18 protein-coding genes and 1 tRNA gene are annotated in these 18,357 nt (G+C 50.5%); 4 read left to right on the plus strand and 15 right to left on the minus strand.

Annotation, left to right across the window (positions count from 1 at the left end; translation table 11 throughout):
• Positions 1 to 9: 9 nt before the first annotated feature.
• From prfB to HMPREF3039_RS04075, 3 genes are all read right to left on the minus strand, one after another.
• Positions 10 to 1,129 (minus strand): peptide chain release factor 2 gene (gene prfB, locus HMPREF3039_RS04065; RefSeq protein ID WP_336296839.1). Its coding sequence is split into 2 segments (ribosomal slippage): positions 10 to 1,044 and positions 1,046 to 1,129, totalling 1,119 coding nucleotides; the frame shifts between segments, so codons are not numbered across the junction.
• A gap of 418 nt (positions 1,130 to 1,547) precedes the next feature.
• Positions 1,548 to 1,949: a metal-dependent transcriptional regulator gene (locus HMPREF3039_RS04070; RefSeq protein ID WP_067569114.1), complete on the minus strand. Its 402-nt coding sequence runs from the start codon at positions 1,947 to 1,949 to the stop codon at positions 1,548 to 1,550.
• Positions 1,950 to 2,086: 137 nt separating this feature from the next.
• Entirely contained in the window at positions 2,087 to 3,775 is a 1,689-nt protein-coding gene (locus HMPREF3039_RS04075; protein WP_067569117.1) for a 30S ribosomal protein S1, read from the minus strand.
• A gap of 310 nt (positions 3,776 to 4,085) precedes the next feature.
• Here HMPREF3039_RS04075 and HMPREF3039_RS04080 point away from each other — a divergent pair, with 310 nt between their 5' ends.
• A complete protein-coding gene (locus HMPREF3039_RS04080) occupies positions 4,086 to 4,676 on the plus strand; it encodes a SagB/ThcOx family dehydrogenase (protein WP_067569119.1) in 591 nt (196 codons plus the stop codon).
• A gap of 302 nt (positions 4,677 to 4,978) precedes the next feature.
• On the opposite strand, the gene HMPREF3039_RS04090 is transcribed toward HMPREF3039_RS04080, so the two are convergent.
• Positions 4,979 to 5,461 (minus strand): GNAT family N-acetyltransferase, encoded by a 483-nt coding sequence (locus HMPREF3039_RS04090; RefSeq protein ID WP_067569162.1) that lies wholly within the window; start codon positions 5,459 to 5,461, stop codon positions 4,979 to 4,981.
• A 94-nt stretch (positions 5,462 to 5,555) separates the two neighbouring features.
• On the opposite strand from HMPREF3039_RS04090, the gene HMPREF3039_RS04095 reads away from it, so the two are divergent.
• Positions 5,556 to 5,632 (plus strand) — tRNA-Pro (locus tag HMPREF3039_RS04095).
• Positions 5,633 to 5,723: 91 nt separating this feature from the next.
• Here HMPREF3039_RS04095 and HMPREF3039_RS04100 read toward each other — a convergent pair.
• The 4 genes from HMPREF3039_RS04100 to HMPREF3039_RS04115 are packed head-to-tail and all read right to left on the minus strand — an operon-like array spanning position 5,724 to position 11,238.
• Complete coding sequence (locus HMPREF3039_RS04100; RefSeq protein WP_147550052.1) at positions 5,724 to 7,916, minus strand: hypothetical protein; 2,193 nt, start codon at positions 7,914 to 7,916, stop codon at positions 5,724 to 5,726.
• Between the two features lie 21 nt (positions 7,917 to 7,937).
• Entirely contained in the window at positions 7,938 to 8,234 is a 297-nt protein-coding gene (locus tag HMPREF3039_RS04105; protein WP_067569164.1) for a RyR domain-containing protein, read from the minus strand.
• Between the two features lie 26 nt (positions 8,235 to 8,260).
• Entirely contained in the window at positions 8,261 to 8,962 is a 702-nt protein-coding gene (locus tag HMPREF3039_RS04110) for a hypothetical protein (RefSeq protein WP_067569127.1), read from the minus strand.
• A gap of 20 nt (positions 8,963 to 8,982) precedes the next feature.
• A complete protein-coding gene (locus HMPREF3039_RS04115) occupies positions 8,983 to 11,238 on the minus strand; it encodes a hypothetical protein (RefSeq protein WP_147550049.1) in 2,256 nt (751 codons plus the stop codon).
• A 378-nt stretch (positions 11,239 to 11,616) separates the two neighbouring features.
• On the opposite strand from HMPREF3039_RS04115, the gene HMPREF3039_RS04120 reads away from it, so the two are divergent.
• Positions 11,617 to 12,462, plus strand: coding sequence for a GYF domain-containing protein (locus HMPREF3039_RS04120; protein ID WP_067569132.1), 846 nt, complete (start codon positions 11,617 to 11,619; stop codon positions 12,460 to 12,462).
• Between the two features lie 13 nt (positions 12,463 to 12,475).
• Here the strand turns inward: HMPREF3039_RS04120 and HMPREF3039_RS04125 are convergent, their stop codons facing one another.
• The 7 genes from HMPREF3039_RS04125 to HMPREF3039_RS04155 all read right to left on the minus strand — a co-directional run bounded on the left by HMPREF3039_RS04125 (position 12,476) and on the right by HMPREF3039_RS04155 (position 18,139).
• Positions 12,476 to 13,345 (minus strand): M23 family metallopeptidase, encoded by an 870-nt coding sequence (locus HMPREF3039_RS04125; RefSeq protein WP_067569134.1) that lies wholly within the window; start codon positions 13,343 to 13,345, stop codon positions 12,476 to 12,478.
• Between the two features lie 47 nt (positions 13,346 to 13,392).
• Positions 13,393 to 14,274 carry a sugar phosphate isomerase/epimerase family protein gene (locus HMPREF3039_RS04130; protein ID WP_197483298.1) on the minus strand — a complete coding sequence of 294 codons (882 nt, stop codon included), beginning with the start codon at positions 14,272 to 14,274 and terminating at the stop codon, positions 13,393 to 13,395.
• Between the two features lie 69 nt (positions 14,275 to 14,343).
• On the minus strand, positions 14,344 to 15,132 hold the full coding sequence (gene panB, locus HMPREF3039_RS04135) for a 3-methyl-2-oxobutanoate hydroxymethyltransferase (RefSeq protein WP_067569141.1): 789 nt from the start codon (positions 15,130 to 15,132) through the stop codon (positions 14,344 to 14,346).
• Between the two features lie 20 nt (positions 15,133 to 15,152).
• Positions 15,153 to 15,662, minus strand: coding sequence for a 2-amino-4-hydroxy-6-hydroxymethyldihydropteridine diphosphokinase (gene folK, locus HMPREF3039_RS04140; protein WP_067569144.1), 510 nt, complete (start codon positions 15,660 to 15,662; stop codon positions 15,153 to 15,155).
• 55 nt (positions 15,663 to 15,717) lie between these two features.
• A complete protein-coding gene (dapB, locus tag HMPREF3039_RS04145; RefSeq protein WP_067569147.1) occupies positions 15,718 to 16,458 on the minus strand; it encodes a 4-hydroxy-tetrahydrodipicolinate reductase in 741 nt (246 codons plus the stop codon).
• Positions 16,459 to 16,470: 12 nt separating this feature from the next.
• The gene (gene dapA, locus HMPREF3039_RS04150) at positions 16,471 to 17,370 is read right to left on the minus strand and encodes a 4-hydroxy-tetrahydrodipicolinate synthase (RefSeq protein WP_331711088.1); all 900 of its coding nucleotides are present in this window, start codon (positions 17,368 to 17,370) and stop codon (positions 16,471 to 16,473) included.
• 55 nt (positions 17,371 to 17,425) lie between these two features.
• Positions 17,426 to 18,139 (minus strand): Rossmann-fold NAD(P)-binding domain-containing protein, encoded by a 714-nt coding sequence (locus HMPREF3039_RS04155; protein ID WP_067569153.1) that lies wholly within the window; start codon positions 18,137 to 18,139, stop codon positions 17,426 to 17,428.
• A 22-nt stretch (positions 18,140 to 18,161) separates the two neighbouring features.
• Here HMPREF3039_RS04155 and HMPREF3039_RS14315 point away from each other — a divergent pair.
• On the plus strand, positions 18,162 to 18,357 hold a 196-nt coding region (locus HMPREF3039_RS14315; RefSeq protein WP_231863842.1), incomplete at its 3' end, for a hypothetical protein.

Genomic DNA, 18,357 nt, shown 5'->3' on the forward strand with positions numbered 1-18,357 from the left:
GGGAAAACGTCAGCGGTCGCGCTTGTGGCCGCGCAGCATGGCCTCAATAAAGGGGTCCAGGTTGCCGTCCATCACGTCCTGAATGTTGCCAGACTCCACGCCCGTGCGCAGGTCCTTCACCATCTGGTAAGGCTGGAACACATAGGACCGGATCTGGTTGCCCCAGCCGATGTCCCCCTTTTCGCTGTACTGGCGGTCCGCCTCAGCCTGCTTCTTGTCTTCCTCAATCTGGTACAGCTTGGCGCGCAGCATGTTCATGGCCTCTTCCTTGTTGCGCAGCTGGCTGCGTTCGTTCTGGCAGGCCACGATCACTCCGGAAGGAATGTGCGTGATGCGCACGGCGGTCTCCACCTTGTTCACGTTTTGGCCGCCCTTGCCGCCGGAACGGTAGGTATCCACCTTCAAATCCTTGTCCAGAATCTCGATGTTGATGGAATCGGAAACCTCCGGCGTGGCGTCCAGGGACGCAAAGGAAGTGTGCCTCTTTCCGGCGGAATCAAAGGGGGAAATGCGCACCAGGCGGTGAATGCCGCGCTCGTTCTTCAAATAACCATAGGCATACTCCCCGTCCACCTTCACGGTCACGGAACGAATGCCGGCATCGTCGCCGTCCGTACTTTCCAGATAAGTTACCGTAAAGCCGCGGCGTTCGCACCAGCGCATATACATGCGCAGCAGCATGGATGCCCAGTCGCAGGCCTCCGTGCCGCCGGCTCCGGCGTGAATCGTCAAATAACAGGAAGCCTGGTCCTGCGGAGCGTTCAGCAGGGTCAGCAGCTCAAAATCGGCGAGGGACTTCTCCCATTTGCCGAACTCTTCCACAGCCTCGCGTCCCAGGTCGTCGTCATCCGCCTCCTGGGCCAGTTCAATTGTGGCGTCTATATCTTCCAGGCGGGACTTCAGGGAGGAAAACGCTTCCATCCTGTGCTTCAGGGGATTCACTTCCGCCATCAGCGCCCGCGCGGCGTTCTGGTCATCCCAAAAATCCGGGGCGCTCATGCGTTCGTCCAACTCGGCTACTCGTTTTTGTATGCCGTCCAAGTCAAAGATAGCTCCCGAGCTCGGAAAGACGGCTGTGCAAGGCAGCCGTGTCGAGCGCCGAGAGATCTGCAGCGATATGGGGATCCATGCGCGGGAACCTACCATGAATCAGACAAGCGGAAAAGGGCAAAATGCCGTGCCTTCAAGTCATCCCGCGCCATGAGCCGGCAAATGGCCATACGAGAACCAGCCCTGCCCCTCCAATACTTCCTTCCATTCCTGCACTCCCGGAACCCGGGATGGAAAAGCTCCCGACTTTCATGGCGAAAAAACTCCCCTGAAACCCGGGAGAAGAAAATTTTCTTGCCCGCCTTCCGTAACTCGTAAAATCCTGCCGTGGAAAACAGGAATCGCCCTCTTCCCCTCTTTCCCTATTCTAAGCTGAAAATGTCCTACGGAAAGCCTCTTCCGCCCGTAAAACCTCAATCCCCCTCCACAAAAACGGAATTCCCAGTCTCCTTTAAAAGCACGCGAACCTTGCGGTTCCGCCCCGGGATCAAGACACTCTATCTGCCTCCGTTTTCCATACCGTCCGCAAACGGGCGAATACGGCAGGACTTGAGCCGTTCAATCTCCTCAAAAGTCATGATGTGCTCAATCTGGCAGGCAACCTCATTGGCCCGTTCCTCCGACAGGGCGAGTTCTTCACGCAGGAAATCAAACAAAATGCCGTGGCTGACGATGATCTTGCCCGCGATTCTGCGCCCCTGTGGAGTCAGCTTGACGGGGGCATACTGCGTGTATTCCACCAGGCCCATGTCCGCCAGCTGCTTCACGGCGGAAGTCACGGAAGGCATCTTCACCTTGAGCATTTCTGCAATATCCCGCACCTGGGCTGTGCCGCTCTTTTCAGACAGCAGGCCGATGGCCTCCAGATAATCTTCATTGCTCTTGGTAAGTTCCAGCATGGTGTGAGAGATTAGTTAACCCCTTAGGCGGAACTAACTCAAGATTTTTTCCAGCCTTATTTAGAATTAGAAAAAAAAGCCGCCGCGGACAGAACATCCGCGGCGGCCAAATCAATCAGTGTAAAACGGAGTGAAGCTTACTTCTCTTCAGAGGGGCTCCATTCTTCGTTTTCACGGGTAGCCAGATTGAAGGCGTGTTCCAGACCGACCATGTCGCTGCTCGGGCGGAGGGCTTCAAAGGAAGCGGTTTCACGGCGGAGCTGTTCGGTGTCGTAATTGACGGCCTTGATGGAAAGGCCGATACGGCGTTCGATGCTGTCCACCTTGATCACGCGGGCGGTGATCTCATCACCCACCTTGATCACGTCCTTCACGCGTTCCACATGGTCTTCGCTCAGCTGGGAAATGTGGATCAGGCCGTCGATGTCGCCGTCCAGATTCACAAAGGCGCCGAAGCTGGCGATCTTGGCCACCTGGCCGCTCACCATGTCGCCCACCTTGAAGCGGTCGTTGATGGATTCCCACGGATCGGACTCAAGCTGCTTGATGCCAAGGGAGACACGCTGGTCTTCCTTCTTGATTTCCAGAACGATGGCTTCCACTTCGTCGCCCTTCTTGAGCACTTCGGAGGGGTGGTTGATCTTGCGGGTCCAGCTCATGTCGGACACGTGGATCATGCCGTCGATGCCTTCTTCCAGGCCCACAAAGGCGCCGTAGGGAGTAAGATTGCGGACCTGGCCCTTGATAACGGTGCCGATCGGGAAGCGGGATTCGATATCCGCCCAGGGATTGTCTTCCAGCTGGCGGACGCCGAGGGATATCTTCTGTTCCTTGACGGAAATGGAAAGCACAACGGCTTCGATCTCCTGGTCCAGTTTCAGCACGTCGCTCGGACGGGTGATTCTCTTGACCCAGGACAGTTCGGAAACGTGAACGAGGCCTTCCACGCCTTTTTCCAGCTCCACGAAGGCGCCGTAAGGCAGGAGCTTCGTCACGCGGCCCTTGACCTGGGAATTGATCGGATACTTGCGTTCGATGTCCGCCCAGGGATTGTCCGTCATCTGCTTCAGGCCCAGGGAAACGCGTTCCTTGTCGCGGTCCACTTCCAGAATCACGACTTCCAGGGACTGGCCGATGTGGAGCATTTCGCTCGGATGGTTCACGCGACCCCAGCTCATGTCCGTAATGTGGAGCAGGCCGTCCATGCCGCGGAGGTCCACGAAAGCGCCGAAGTCCGTGATATTCTTCACGAGGCCTTCCACCTTGTCGCCTTCCTTGACGGTTTCAAGGAAGCGCTGGCGCTGGTCGGCGCGTTCGGCTTCGATCACCTCGCGGCGGGAAAGAACGATATTCTTGCGGTCGTCGTTCACCTTGACGATCTTGAACTCGTAAACCTTGCCGACATACTCGTTCAGGTCGCGCGGGGGAATGATATCCACCTGGGAACCGGGCAGGAAGGCTTCCACGCCAACGTTGACCATCAGGCCGCCCTTGACGACGCTCTTCACTTTGCCCTTGACCAGGCCGCCGTCGCGGTACACGCCCACGATCTTGTCCCAATTCTGCTTATGGGCGGCCTTTTCCTTGGAAAGGACGACGATACCTTCGTCGTTTTCGAGGCGTTCAAGAAGGACCTCGATCTGGTCCCCTACTTCGATCTCCTCGTCTTCAAACTCGGAAATGGAAATAGCGCCTTCGGACTTGTAGCCGATGTCCACCAAAACGACTTGGGGACGGATTTCCTGGATGGTTCCGGTAACGATGGAACCTTCTCGTAATTCGCGGAACTTGCTGTCAATCAGCTCCGCCAGTTCAGTTGTGCTCATTTAAATGGTTGATGAGTTAGTATTGGCGATTTTTCTCATGGCCCCTGGTTGGCCGGCGGGCAATCGGGGCGCCTTCCCCCGCCGGGCGAAAAATCGGTCGCTTTCAATAGCAGTTCTCCATAAAAACTCAAGGCTTTTCTTGAAAAAACTCTCCGCTGGCATGAAGACTTTCCCGCCCCGTTCTCTCCCCTGTGGAAACGCTTCTGAAAAACAGGGCGCAGAAAAGCCTTGAGAGGGCACGTTCCCATGTTAAATTCCCGCAATGGGGGAATCCTTCCCCTCCATTCCATAACCCCTGCACTTCCGTAACATGAAAAAACACCTCCTTCCTCTTATTGTTTCCCTGGGACTGGCCGGAACCGCCCTGCTCCAGGCGGCGGAAACCATCAAGCTGGACCAGCCGGACCTGACGCGCGGCTCCACAGTCATGAAAGCCCTGTCGGACAGGCAATCCATCCGCAGCTGTTCGGATAAAATGCTCTCCCAGAAAGACCTCTCCGACCTCGTCTGGGCGGCCAACGGCATCAACCGGGCCGACTCCGGAAAGCGCACGGCTCCATCCGCCATGAACCGGCAGGACGTCAAAATCTATGTATGCACCAAGGACGCCTCCTATCTGTACGACCACAAGGCACATGCCCTGGTTCCGGTCAGCGACGGAGACGCCCGGCCGGCCGATGCACCCGTCTGCCTCATCCTGGTAACGGACACGGCCGAACCCTGGGCGGCGATGGACGCGGGCATCGTCTCCCAGAACATCTCCCTCTTCTGCTCAGGCACGGGCCTGGCGACCTATCCGAAAGGCAGCATGGACAAGAATGCCCTGCAAGCGGCGCTGAAACTCAAAGCCCCGCAAACCGTCATGCTCTGCCACCCGGTAGGCTATCAACAGGACAAATAACAGCCTGTCCCGGAAAGGCGTTCACATGGAATGCCCTCCCGGCATTCGGCCAGACACCCCGCAAATGAAAATGGCGGGGTGTTTTTTATGCACATGATGCATATCTCTACTCCCTCCGGGCCCGCCCAACGCCCTCCGGTGCAGGATTCCCCTGAATCCGCTCCCTACCCCTGCTTTCAACCTGCTGGAAACGCCTCCATTCTTCCGCCCGCTCCCCGCACCTTACTTTTTCCTTTCCGGATGGCGGGCGATTCCGAAGCCATTCAAAAAAACAAAACGTAAACCATGCGCAGATCAAGACCTCACGCCTGCGGTTCCGGCAAAATATCCACGTAAATACCGGGGGAACTCCCCTCAATGGGAACAGCGCCTACCGTCCGGGCATAAAAGTCGGCAGGCCCCACACCGCCGATAATCCCGTACGCATGCCCCATATCCCTCAAACCGCGCAGGGCGGAAACCAGCAACACCCGCCCCACACCGCTCTTCCGGGCCTCTTCCCCGACGCCCATCGGCCCCAGGAACCCCCGGACCGTCACGTCGTAGCAGGCAAACCCGATCATCTGCTTCTCTCTCGTAGCAATAAAACAGGAAATGGGCTGTCGTGCAAAAGCCGTCTTCGTCTCACTCACCCACTTGGGGGAAAAATGGAGCCCTACCCAATCCGCAACCAGATGCCGTTCATAAGCTCCGGGACGCCGGATCAGGATGCCCCGCTCCTTCAAGACCTGCACTTCATCATCAATATCGGGCAAATCATACAGCCGCACCAGCATATCCATCATAGCCCCTGAATCGTACCACAATTAAGTTCCGCCGCGAACAAAAAAAACTGGACAAACCGCCTTTCCGCCCTTAGACTGTGCCGCACCATATCAACGAGCTGTAGCGCAGGCTGGTAGCGCGCTTCGTTCGGGACGAAGAGGTCGCAGGTTCGAATCCTGTCAGCTCGACCAAAATTTCCCATTTCTTAAGCCCTTGCAGAATAAAACAATCTGCAAGGGCTTTTTCTTTTCCTGATACATCATTCTCCAATGGGTCTGTATACTATTCATCGCCAGGTAAACAGATAAGATAACAGTAAAGTACAAAGAAATAATCGTAAACTCTATCTTTTATTCCCAGCTCGTGAAACGGCCTAATAGCATCATGAATTGCATAACGGTTCTTATAAAAATTTCTACAACTATAATCTCTTTGACAATTCATATGTTCCGTGTCAGATGTTGGAACAAACCCCAGTAATAATTTTTCCATGTTCCAACGGTTATGTTCCGTTGAAGCCAATATATTTGCATTATCCCTTAGAACGGTATGCCATTTTTCACAGAATGCCCTGCTTTGACGAAAAAACTCAGGGGGTATCTCCACACTTCGAAGCTTAATTTCTACGGAGGCTGCACTATATCTATTGGAAAACTTATTTTTTATATTCATTTCCTCCCAATCTTTTTCCGCCTTATTTTTTAAGTATTCCTTCATACCGTTTTCCACCTTGTCTCTCTCACTAAGTATGGAATTAATAATCCAATCGAGATACTCCTTGTTTTCCTCTAAAAAATCCTCATTTTTCCTAATCCATTCAGAAGCAAATGAATAAATATAATTCACAATTTGTGCTCCACGGTCATTATCACAAACAATACCTGTTACCTCATCCAACATGCCGAAAGGAAAAACATTTTTATAAGGTTGGTAACACTTCGTCGGGATATGATGTTCATTCACGGATAAAACACTTTCTACAGTCTCCTGCTGAACCAAAACGGGCACTGTACGCTTGCTGCGACAAGAATCATAAACGCAAGAAGGAAGATTCAACCCTATATTCAGAGCATCTGCTGGGTTGGGAATACACACGGCAATCGTAACAATGGCATTTTCATCACTAACAAAGTCCTTTATGCGTTTGCGCACAGAAGAACTTAAGATATCTCCCTGGATAAAATTAAAAAAGATATCAGTAAACAAATTATTTCTTTGCGGAGTAAATTCAAATTTCACAGGTTTATTCTCCGAAATAATTTCAAGCTGATAAGAAACCTCACGAAAAAGTCCTGTTCGGCTATTACGGAATTGACGCAGTTCTTCTGAAGCCCGCTTGTCAATTAAAGTAATCCTGGTCTTTATTTGTTGAGATGAAAAATTAGGAAAATGAGCGAAATGCGCGGCTTCTTCAGCCATCGTAATGCCCATTTTTGACATACCTATAATGATTAAATGAACAAATTTTTTAGAATCTTTTACAATGGGAACACGATCTAAAGGAAAATATTTGATACCAAAAGAATTATTTACATTTGAGGCAAAAATTTTCTCTACCCAATCCTTATAAAAACAAAAAGGCTCAAAGTTAATATTGGCAAGAGAACCCCCTAATCCTCTCTGAAACAATTCATAAGTGGAATGTTTGTCAAACATGACTTTACAGACAGTCTTTTTAGGTTGGCTCTTCACACAATCTTCAAATAATTGGGAGATAAGATAAGCGGTGTTAATATTTTTACCATCCCGGTCAATATCATTATTTTCACCCAGAACATAAATCTCCCGGCATGTTTTCAAATTCAGTTTTTTAATATCCTCTTTGCAATTCTGGCCGCCATGAATAAAAATTACTTTAGAAAATTGGTCTTTAGACAGCTGGGCTCGCAAACGCTCCTTAAGAGTGGGAACATGTTCTGAAGTTAATAACATAATATAAGGCTTTTTCTCGTATATCTTCTGTAATAAACAGCAATTTTTATTACGAGGTAGCGGGTGGTTGCGTAATTGTCGAATAATACTTCCTACTAAAAATCTTCCCCCGATGATCACATAATGGTCATTTACATTTTTATACTCAATTTTTCCAAGGTCGTGAAGTTCCTGCTTTTGATGAAATATACTGACAAAGGTAGTTATGAATAATCCGGATAAAAGGATATACCCTGTGAACGCTGCCATAAAATGCATATATAAATTATTTTTGAACAAATATAATGCCTCTGGTGATACAGAGTTAAAAAAATGCTTAACCGGCGAGGCAGATGTATAATTTCCAACACCATACCCATGGCCGTAAGAATCTAATAAATGAAACGATATTCCTATCAATATAATAATTAATATCAGAACACCTATTTGGGTAAGGGAGCCTTTTGATATCCATATGAAAAATTTAAATTTAGGAAAAAATCTCCATACCACTATGGATACTGCCAGAATAGCAGTAAAAAAAATATAAAAACTATTATCCATAATAATAAATCAATTCTATCATTAATAACGTTTAATTGAAAATCCTGATACCTGAATAAGTTTTATCACTTCCGAAACTATTCGTCTGTCAAAAATCTTTTCTTTCTCCGGGAGGTCTTCATAAGGAATGAGGCAAGGATGGGTTTTAAGTTGTTCATCCCGGCAAGGTCCCAACTTCCATCCTTGCCGCAAACGTTCTTCAGCCCATACGTTATGGGTGTTCTCCGCAATCAACTCAATTAATTCCCTGAGATCATCTGAAATTTGCACGGATGATGTGTCCGGTGGCTTGGAAATACATTTCTTTATAAATTTCATGAGGAAAAAACCTTGATCAAACTTTTTCAATTCTTTAAAAATGAGCCAGGTAGAAGAATACAATTCTCTCCGGACATATATACTTCTTTTAATCTCTTTCTATGAATAAAGTCCAATAAGGCAGAATCTACATCATTTGTAATGACATATTTGTTTTTCAAATTTTCCAGTGACAGGATATCTACAAAAATATCTTTGTCTTTGATGAACAAATGTTTCCTTCCCATATTGGAAACCATTTTTTTAAATTCAAATGATGAACAAGGATAATGGGCTTCAAAAATATGAAAATAATAAGTTCTTTCGGAATCCATGTCATTGCGGGCAAAGCCCGTATATTTCAATTCCGGTTTTTTTAGCAGCTCTGATGTAATTTCCTTATGAAAAATAAAGAACAGGTCTTCCTGATCACTGGGCCAGCTATTTCCCGAGGGAAAAACGGACACGGCCGGTGACCAGGAAACCAGCAGACTCAAGCCGCGCGTGATGACATGGCTTTTATCCGAACGTTCGATCAGCATGATATCCCCTTCGCGCGTAGTAATAAAAAAACTGAATTGAATAATATCCTTTCCTTTTTTTTGTTCGTGATTCAGGGGAGCACTTTGCGAATGGAAAAACAACTCTTGAAAAGACGGAATTTCCCTCTTGTCAAAACGCTCTCTGAGGGTATGTGAATATCGTTCCTTTTTATCTATATATCTTTTTGCATCAATGTTTTCAGGCATAATGGAATAATGAGTGTAAATTATACCAATCCGCTGCACAGCATATCTTTAAGTTGCTGGACCGCGCAGCCAACGGCATCAGAACTGTTCTGTTCAAGAAGAGCATTGCACGTGCGGCAGTTTTTCAATATTTCAGGAGAACATTTTTCAGGATTGTCAGCCTTTCTTACCAACAATTTAATAATATTGTACGTATTAATTCTCTCCAGCTTGCTGGACGTTTCCAAAGCCCATTGGCTATCTTTACGCATACGCTCGGAATCACAAGTTTTTTCAGTACATAGAAAGAGACAGGAATAGCTGTAATGCATGGCTTCCTTATCCAATTCTCTTTTCTCGTAATTAGGAACATACACCGGGCCACATCCGGCAGCTTCCAGTTTTTGCTTAAGTTCGAGTGCCAGAAGGTATTCTTCTTCCGGATAGGAAATATAAAGACAACTCTTATCTTCTCCGACAAGCTGCTTCGGCAATAGTCCGGGAGCGGTTGAGGAGATTGGGGTTATTTGAGATTCTCCGAAGTCCACAAAAGAGGCTTTGCGGACGAAGGAATCATTTCCATTCTGCTCTAAAAGCATTCTGAGCGTTTGCACATCTGACTTATTTTTCTGTGGCAATGGCACAGGTCCCTGCTGCAGAGGATTGCCGGCAAGAACTGCTACTTCTTCCTCACAAGGAAGCAAATCCTGCGCCTCAAAGAAACCGATAACGGCATCTTTATCTTTTTTAAGAAAAATCTTTTTTAGGAGTTCCTCTCCCTTTACATGGTAATGGACACGGAAAATATAAAACAAATAGCTCTTTTTTCCTAAAATATTAGTGACAAAGGCAAAAGGAACAATATCCGGTCTCTTGAGACGAACATGATGACCCACTTCCATTTGATAGATATTCCAGATATCCTCCAAAGAATTAGGATAATATCTTGTATCTCCATCATAGGATTCTTCAAAGGGCGACCAGGAAACGAGAATACTTTGCCCTCCTGTGACGTTATGAAATTCATCCAATCTGCCTAATTCGAGAATACGCCCATCCGAACATTCTATTATGAAGCTGAATTGAATAATACCTTTGTTCTCCTTATTCTCATTAGTCAATCGCCCTGTCGTAGAATCGGCAAAAATCTCAGGAAACAAAGGAATATTAGCAGGCATCAACGTAGCACGGTCCATGATTGATCTTCCCCTGGGGGTAGTCAAATCAATGAAACGTTTGATATCCTCTCCATTTTGAGTCAAATTCCGTCCCGTAGAAAATCCTCCTTTTCCCATCAAAAAAGAACGAACGCTTTCATCCGTAGACAAAAAAGAGCAAACATTCATGGAATCATCTTCAGGAAGATATTCATTACCATATATTTCTGAAGTAAAATACAACTTTACAATTTTAAATTTTTCCTGTCGTGACATTAAAAGTTCTTTGGCTACCTCCAACTCTTCACGTACGGAATTCATATTATTTCTCAGTTCTTCAGTACATAAAATAAGCATACCTTCACAACACTGCATAGAGAGGCGAACTTCCAGAAACCAATGCACACCATAGGACATATAGCTTTCATCTACCCAGACCGGCACTACTTGTCGGATAATATCCTGAGCCTGCCGGATCTCTTGAAGATTCTGCGATCTATGAGCAAGAAAATATCCCAATGAATTTTTGAAAAACGGAAGAGGCAATGAATGATCTTGAGGAAATTCCAAAAAAGTGGTCTCCTTTTCCGATTCTGAAAAAAGAATGTGGGGTGGAGGTAGTGGGCAAATATCGGAAGCGATAAAAGCGTAAGAATACTCATACCTGTTATTGCTCTTCTTGATTTGCTCCACACCATAAAACAGAAGGGGAAACTCGCCTTCAGTTATCTTTGATAGAATAAAATCTTTGCTCCATTCCGGCGAATTTTCATATTGGATGAATTTTTTGATCAATGAGAAATAAACCGGATAGGGAGTATTTCTATGAAAAGGTAGACTACTTGGCATGTCCTCATAAAAGTCATGGAACCCATGAGGTCTTTTGCTGTCTTTATAAAAGAAATGTAAGCTCAATGTATCTCTGCACCATTTCTCTTCGTCATCCAGAAAAGCATGTGATGAAAAATTGCTATCAAAAATAGTTTCCAGAGAAATAAATTTCTTCTGATCCATAGCTGACGCCATTTTTCTTGAGCTCTCCTCTGTTAGAAGAAATCTGGTGAAGGATCTCTTCTTTTTCTGACTAATATACTTTTCCTGATTCATACCGAAATTCACTATATTAATAATATCTACCATGACGCTATATTTCCTAAAAATCAAGATAATTGACATTAACATCAATTAATGTTGGATATTCAAATAAATTCAAGAACGACAATAAATAAGATTGCTTACACTCACAAACTAGACCCTATATTTGCCGTAAAAGGAGCTGTTTCCTACATTCCGACATCAATGATTTATAGAAATATTTGGGAAACATTTGATTTATCCAGCATTTCATAACATTTCTCTTAAAAAATTTTAAAGCCTCAAACAGTGACTGTATCTACTGTCACCACCTGTTTTTGAAAAAATAAAAAGTGGAAAGAACAACTTAGACCACAGAACTTTATCAGTCATCCCTCAATTTCACATTGCTCCCGCGGCCTTTCTTCTCTTAACATGCGGGCGATGAGTGAATACTTCCTGAAGCTTCCCGGCGATTCACAGCCGAGGTCCTACTCCGAATACGAAGTCCGGGAATTTCTGGGCCAGGGCGTCATTGACTCGAAAACGCTCACCTGGAAGCCGGGCATGGACGGATGGCAGCCGGTCGGGCAGGTTTTGCCGGAAAAAGAACCGGAAATCCTCCCCTTCCGGAAGGAAGAGCCGGATATTTCCCCTCCACCCCCCACGTACCGTTTGCGGTACTCCCTCTTCGAGCTCTCCAGATTAGCCTTTCCGGCCTGTTTCATTCTTCTGGCCTGCTCCCTGTGGACCCTGTGGATCGTCTGTTTCCATCATATCGTGGACTATGCGGAGGTTCAAACCACCCTCCGGCAGGTCGTAGGTCAGCTTCCCTCCTACGTGCTCCCCCTCATTTTCCTGTTCAGCCTTCTGTGCATCCCCTCCCTGGCCGTCCAGCTGGTCTGGCTTTACCGGGCCTGCGCCAACGTGCAGCAATTCCGGGTTTCAGGGTTGCGGTTCACTCCCCTGGTCAGCGTTATCCTCAGCTGCATGCCCCTCGTCGGCATGGTCCTCAATGCCCTGATCATCCAGGAACTGTACAGAGCCTCAAAAAATCCGGAAGAATGGATGCTGCAATCCCCCTCCCTGGCCGTGCGGCTGTACTTAACCGCGGCAACCGCCCTCACGCTGTCCCTGCTTTTCCCTTTCGGAGTGGAACATTATCTGGTTGCCTTCTTCCTGATCGGTTCCCTGATAACCGCGGCCAGCATCCTGTGGCTGATATCCGTTCTCCAAATCAGCAGGATGCAGCGGGAACTGGCCTCCAGACAGGCGGACAAACTTCCATAAACGGCTTTTCCGGTTACGGTGCGGGTTCCAGGACGCCTTCCTGCTGTTCCTTCGGCAGAATCTTGTCCAGCGCCTCCATGCTGTTGTCCCGGTAAAGGTTTTCCAGCAATTTCTCCCAGCCGGCAGCCTGCTGAACATCCTTCAGGGCAATCACGGGGTCCGGAATCATCATCGCGGGGTCGGGAGCGTACTTTTCCAGCACCTCGTCCGGATTGATCCGGTTGAACGTCGTCTTGCCATACCCCGGCATTCCCGCCTCATGGGCGATGGACTCAATCATTTCAAAATGCAGATGAGCCAAATAATTGCCGTGCGCCGTGCCCACGGTGCCGATCTGCTCCCCACGGCCCACGATGGTTCCCAGAGGAATGTCGCTGATGGTTTTAAGATGCGCATACAGGCTCTGCACAAAACGGCCGTCCGGAAGCCGATGCAGCAGAACCACGACGTTTCCCCAGTCCGGAGACGGCTCCCCGGCATAAATCAGCAGCCCGCGCCCCGCGGCGCGCACCGGAAGCCCCTCATCCGTATTCTCTCCGCCAATCCCGTTCAAATCCTGTCCGGTATGCCTGCCGCCGCGCGCGGCATTCATGGCTCCGAATCCCTGGGCGGAATACGTAAACGCTCCGTTGTCATCCCCCAGCGGGGACACAAACACATCCGCCAGAGGGGCCTTGGCCAGTTCCTGGGGAGTCAGCAGAATCAGCCTGTAGTCCACGGGAATGGGAGCGGACTGCGGAACATCCACGTCATAAATATTCTTGTACGCGCCCGCATCCGCACTGGCGGCGTCGCGGGCCTTGTACCAGGCAAACGCTGCAACCATCACCCCGGCCGTCACCAGCAGGCCCAGAATGACGCGGGATGTCGTCTTGTCAATCATTGTTCCCACTCTATATGCAATGCACCGCATTGACAATCACAAGATGGTTACTGCAACGTCTGCGGAAACCTGCTTTCCCACAATTCCCGCGCGGTCAGAATGTCCTCCGCGGCGGCTCTCCCCGAAAGTTCCCAGACAAGCGGCACGCCTGCGGGGAAAAAAGGCAAAAGGCGTTCAAAAGGCACCCCGCCCCCCATCAAGGGCACCTGGTGGTCGCGGGCCGGCCATTTAACGTCGTTCACGTGCCCGCCGATCAAATGGGGAGATATACTGCGGATGAATTGTTCATGATTCAATAGGAGCAAATTGTGCTTCCGCTGAATATGCCCGAAATCATGCCAGTAACCGACAAACCTCTCTTCTGCAAACTCCCGCATCAGGTCCGCCATTTCATCCTCACTGGGAATCTGTTCATAATGGCTGCGGCCTTCGATGCCCAGTTTCACTCCGAACTCCGAGGCATGGGGCAATAACTGGCGGATGGCCTCGCGGGCGCGCTCCACATAAACGGGAGCGAGACGGTTGCGGCGCCTGACAAATTCCCCCTTGGTCCGGGCAAACTCCTCCGTGCCCACCAGCCCTTCCCTGGCCATGGTCTGCAGCCGGGCCGTATCCGTACGCTTCACCAGCGGTTCCACCGTCCCCATGTGCAAAACAATATATCCGGCGCCCAGGGAGGCGCCCTGTTCAATGGACTTCTTCGTCAACTCAATCGCCTTGCTGCGGATCTGGGGCAAATCCGCCGTAAACGGCCTGCTGTCCGGGGCATCCCCCACCTCGTCAATCGGAGCGGGAAAATAATTGTGAACGCCGGCAACGCGCACCTTGCCCGCTTCCACGGCCCTCATGATGCCCGGCAAAAGAGAAAGCTTGATGCCGTGGGAAAGTTCCACATGGTCAAACCCCAGGGAAAGAATCTCATCAATCATCTCCTCCCCGTCCTGATGGCGGTGGGAATTCCAGCATGTAGAAAAAACCAGCATAAAAATCGTCCAGGGCTAGGAGCCCGCAGTTCCGGGTTCCGTGTACACGTCCTTCATCCACTCCTTCACCGCCGTCGTCATACTTCCGGCCACGTCGGCGCGGGGCTTCACAAAGGCCGGGACAAACCACGGGAACGCCCCCACCAGGTCATGGATCACTACCACATCCCCGTCACAAGTATGCGCTCCGGAACCGATGCCCAAAGTAGGAACGGGAGAATGAGCCGTAATACGGCGCGCCACGGAGGGCGTAACGCCTTCCACTACCACGGAGCAGGCTCCGGCCTCCGCCACGGCCTGAACATCCTTCACCAAGGCGTCCGCCTCAGCAGCGGATTTCCCCTTGATCCTGTATCCCCCCTCTTCCAGAACTTTTTGAGGCAGCAGGCCGATATGGCCCATCACGGGAATCCCCGCCTTCACAATGGCGCGTATCTTTTCCGCCTGGGAGGCGCCGCCTTCCAGCTTGACGGCATCCGCTCCGGCCCGGAACAGTTTTTCCGCGGTACGCACGGCGTCCTCCACCGTCTCATAAGTATGGATGGGCATATCCCCCACCAGCAGGGCGTTTTTTACGCCGCGCGCCGTGGCCTCCACATGGTGGACCATATGGTCCAGCGTCACGTGGGTGGTATCCGGGAAACCCAGCTGGACCATTCCCACGGAATCCCCCACCAGGACGACATCCACGCCGGCCTCATCCAGCAGGCGTCCCGTGGGATAATCATAAGCGGTAACCAGCGTCACATGCCGCGTGCCCTTGCAGGCGCGGATGCGTTCCGCTTTTTCAACAGATTGATTCATGGCGTTAATATGAATGTTTTTTACCACTGTTCCGCAACAAGAAGCGGCTCCGTCTCCTCCGTCTCCAGTTCCGCCAGCAGGCGGGAAACCGTTTTTTTCTGGAGCGGCAGGACCAGATCCGGCCTGATGTCGGAAAGCGGCTTCAGTACAAACTTCCTCAAATGGGCTCGCGGATGGGGCAGGATCAGGCGGGGGGGATCATTAATCACCAAGCCGCCTACGTAAATAATATCCACATCCGCCGTGCGGGGTTCGCACCTGATGCCGGAGCGCACGCGGCCCAGGGCGCGTTCTATCCCCTGGCAATGCACCAGCAGTTCTTCCACCGTTCCGGCCCAGGTAAACTCCACCACGGCATTCAAGTAATCATCGGAGCCGTGGGGGCATCCCAAAGGGCTTGTCGCGTACAGGGAGGACTGCAAAAAGGGATCGTCGGACAAGGCCATCTGCGCCAGATGGTCCCGCGCCTTCACAATCAGGCTGTTCTTGTCTCCGAGGTTTGATCCCAGCGCAATACCGGCTCTTTTCATAGGTAAAAAGGCACTCCGGCAGTCCAGATAAAGGGACGGCCGGAATGCCGGAAAATTACAGTTTGGACAAGCCCAGGACGTCCTCCATGTTATACAGTCCCGGCTCTTTTCCCTGAAGCCAGAGGGCGGCGCGCACCGCGCCGGAGGCAAACGTCATGCGGCTGGAAGCCTTGTGTGTAAGTTCCAGGCGTTCGCCGTCGGAAGCAAACACCACGGTGTGGTCTCCCACCACGTCTCCTCCCCGGAGGGAATGCATGCCGATTTCGTTGTCGGGCCGGGGCCCGACCAAACCGCTGCGGCCGAAAACGACGCTGTCTTCGTAATTCCGGTCAATGGCGCCGGACAAAATTTCCGCCAGCGTACGGGCCGTGCCGGAAGGGGCGTCAATCTTGTGGCGGTGGTGCATCTCCATCACCTCCATGTCGCAGCTGCCGCCCAGAATCTGCGCTGCCTTGCGCGTCAGCCAGAACAGGGTATTCACGCCGACGGAATAATTGGAGGCAAACACGATCGGAATGGAAGCGGCGGCATCCATGATCTCCTGCCGTTCCAGGTCCGTATGGCCCGTAGTTCCAATCACCACAGGCTTGTTGTTGGCCACAGCCTCCGCCAGCAGAGTGCTGGTAAAGCCATGATGGGAAAAATCAATGACCACATCGCACTTTGCCAGGGCGGGATACAGCTCCTGACCCTGATCATGCGTGGCTCCCACACACGTTTCCGGATTCTGCGTGACCGCCTCCTGGACGGCCTGCCCCATGCGGCCTGAACTGCCTGTAACAAGAATGGAAATCATAAAGGTAAGATATTAAAGAATGTTAAAACGTTGAAGAAGGGCGGAAAGCTGCGCCGCCTTCTCCTCCGACAAAGGCACCAGGGGAAGACGCACGCCCGGCTGAATATCCCCTCTTAACGCCATAGCGGCCTTGATGGGAACGGGGTTGGTATCCAGCGTCATGATCCCCTTCATGAGCGGGTAAAACGTCTTTTGCAGGGAAAGCATCTCCGCCATGTTCTTATCCAGGCCCGCTTTCACGATGGAATTCATGATGCCGGGAATCAAATTGGAAGAAACGGAAACAAGACCGCTGGCCCCGCAGGCCATGAAAGGCACCGTCAGGCCGTCATCACCGCACAAAATGGTGAAATCTTCCGGAACCACCTGCATCAGCTGGCTCACACGGTCGACGTTCCCGCCGGCTTCCTTCACGCAGATGATATGCGGGCAATCCTTCGCAAGGCGTCCTACCGTTTCCACGGAAATTTCAATGCCGCAACGGCCGGGAATGCTGTACAGCATGATCGGGAGCCTTGTGGCGTCCGCAATGGCCTTGAAATGCGCATAAACGCCTTCCTGGGAAGGCTTGTTGTAATACGGGCATACCTGAAGTGTTCCGTCCACGCCCATCTTTTCCGCCTCCTGCGTCATGTGGATGGCCTCCGCCGTGGAATTGGCTCCCGTGCCGGCAACCACCTGAATACGGCCGGCCGCACATTCCACAGCCAGTTCAATCACCCTCAAATGCTCTTTCACAGTCAACGTGGGGGATTCTCCCGTAGTACCCACGGCCACAATCCCGGCAACGCCGGCGGCCACCTGCTCTTCCACAAGCATCCTGAAAGCCTCTTCATCGACGCGGGATCCGACAAACGGAGTCACAATTGCTGTATAAAGACCTTGAAACTTCATAACCTTACTTGGAAACATACTATCCTAACAGACACTTTTTGTCACGACAGAATACAGAAATATGGCATGCGTGTCAGGCATCCAGAAACACCGTCCGGGAGCAAACAGAACAAAACTCCAGGTAGGACTTGAGAAAAAAGAGGGGCGTTTCCGGGCGTACGCCGGGCCTCCGGACAGCCCTTCTTTCATTGACGACAATGTACTCCCGGTCAATATGCCTGCCTTCACTCCCGCACAGAAACAAAGCGGCCGCACAGGCGGAAGAAGCCAGCCGGGCATTGGAGAAACGCTGAAAAACAGGTCGGTGAATCACCACCTGGTTCATCCTGACATCTCTCCGTGCCAAGCCATCCTCCATCCGGGAAGCATCTTCCTTCCACCGCCGTTTCATTTTTCTGCCGGAACAGGAAACCATATTGACGATCACGGCGCCGGAAACGAAAGCATGCTCCAGCAAAACGGACAGGCGGGCGCGTGCGGAACAATGCAGTCCCCGGACTGCAACCGCAGCATCTTCACAATTGATCAAATAATCGACACGCCCATACAGGGTATGCACCAGCCCCGCAAAGGAAGCCAGATCGGAAGAACGGCTCAAACATCCCGACATGGCAAAGTGATTATCCCCCGGAAGGCAGTCAACCACCCGGGAAGACCGTTCACCGGCCTCATGCATCATGGCAACCGCAGTTCCCTGGCAGGCAAACGCCCTGGCGGCCAGGCATCCTATATTGCCGGAGTTTCCCAAAATGACGGCAACAGGTTTCTGAATAATATGGGATTTCATACCCCGCTATTTTGGAGAAGGCATGGCCAGCGTCAATATCTACCACCTACTTAAAGCGTTAAGAAAAAAAAGGGAAGAGTTAAGAAAACATTATGCCAGGTGTTTTCTTGCAGAGAGGATGCTGCATGCAGAAACTGGTTATCTGGTTTACAATTCTTTAACGGACATATTGGACTTAATGGGTTTAATGGACTTTATGGACATATTGGCCGTAATGG

The sequence above is a fragment of the Akkermansia sp. KLE1798 genome, assembly GCF_001580195.1.
Classification (GTDB): Bacteria; Verrucomicrobiota; Verrucomicrobiia; order Verrucomicrobiales; family Akkermansiaceae; genus Akkermansia; species Akkermansia biwaensis.

Coding starts and splice junctions, on each gene's coding strand:
- HMPREF3039_RS04080 (WP_067569119.1), top strand. CDS start 4,086: ATGAAAAAACACCTCCTTCCTCTTATTGTTTCCCTGGGACTGGCCGGA.
- HMPREF3039_RS04090 (WP_067569162.1), bottom strand. CDS start 5,461: ATGATGGATATGCTGGTGCGGCTGTATGATTTGCCCGATATTGATGAT.
- HMPREF3039_RS04070 (WP_067569114.1), bottom strand. CDS start 1,949: ATGCTGGAACTTACCAAGAGCAATGAAGATTATCTGGAGGCCATCGGC.
- HMPREF3039_RS04125 (WP_067569134.1), bottom strand. CDS start 13,345: ATGATTGACAAGACGACATCCCGCGTCATTCTGGGCCTGCTGGTGACG.
- HMPREF3039_RS04115 (WP_147550049.1), bottom strand. CDS start 11,238: ATGGTAGATATTATTAATATAGTGAATTTCGGTATGAATCAGGAAAAG.
- dapA (WP_331711088.1), bottom strand. CDS start 17,370: ATGTTTCCAAGTAAGGTTATGAAGTTTCAAGGTCTTTATACAGCAATT.
- HMPREF3039_RS04130 (WP_197483298.1), bottom strand. CDS start 14,274: ATGATTGATGAGATTCTTTCCCTGGGGTTTGACCATGTGGAACTTTCC.
- HMPREF3039_RS04100 (WP_147550052.1), bottom strand. CDS start 7,916: ATGGATAATAGTTTTTATATTTTTTTTACTGCTATTCTGGCAGTATCC.
- HMPREF3039_RS04155 (WP_067569153.1), bottom strand. CDS start 18,139: ATGAAATCCCATATTATTCAGAAACCTGTTGCCGTCATTTTGGGAAAC.
- folK (WP_067569144.1), bottom strand. CDS start 15,662: ATGAAAAGAGCCGGTATTGCGCTGGGATCAAACCTCGGAGACAAGAAC.
- HMPREF3039_RS04110 (WP_067569127.1), bottom strand. CDS start 8,962: ATGCCTGAAAACATTGATGCAAAAAGATATATAGATAAAAAGGAACGA.
- panB (WP_067569141.1), bottom strand. CDS start 15,132: ATGAATCAATCTGTTGAAAAAGCGGAACGCATCCGCGCCTGCAAGGGC.
- dapB (WP_067569147.1), bottom strand. CDS start 16,458: ATGATTTCCATTCTTGTTACAGGCAGTTCAGGCCGCATGGGGCAGGCC.
- HMPREF3039_RS04075 (WP_067569117.1), bottom strand. CDS start 3,775: ATGAGCACAACTGAACTGGCGGAGCTGATTGACAGCAAGTTCCGCGAA.
- HMPREF3039_RS04120 (WP_067569132.1), top strand. CDS start 11,617: ATGAGTGAATACTTCCTGAAGCTTCCCGGCGATTCACAGCCGAGGTCC.
- HMPREF3039_RS04105 (WP_067569164.1), bottom strand. CDS start 8,234: ATGAAATTTATAAAGAAATGTATTTCCAAGCCACCGGACACATCATCC.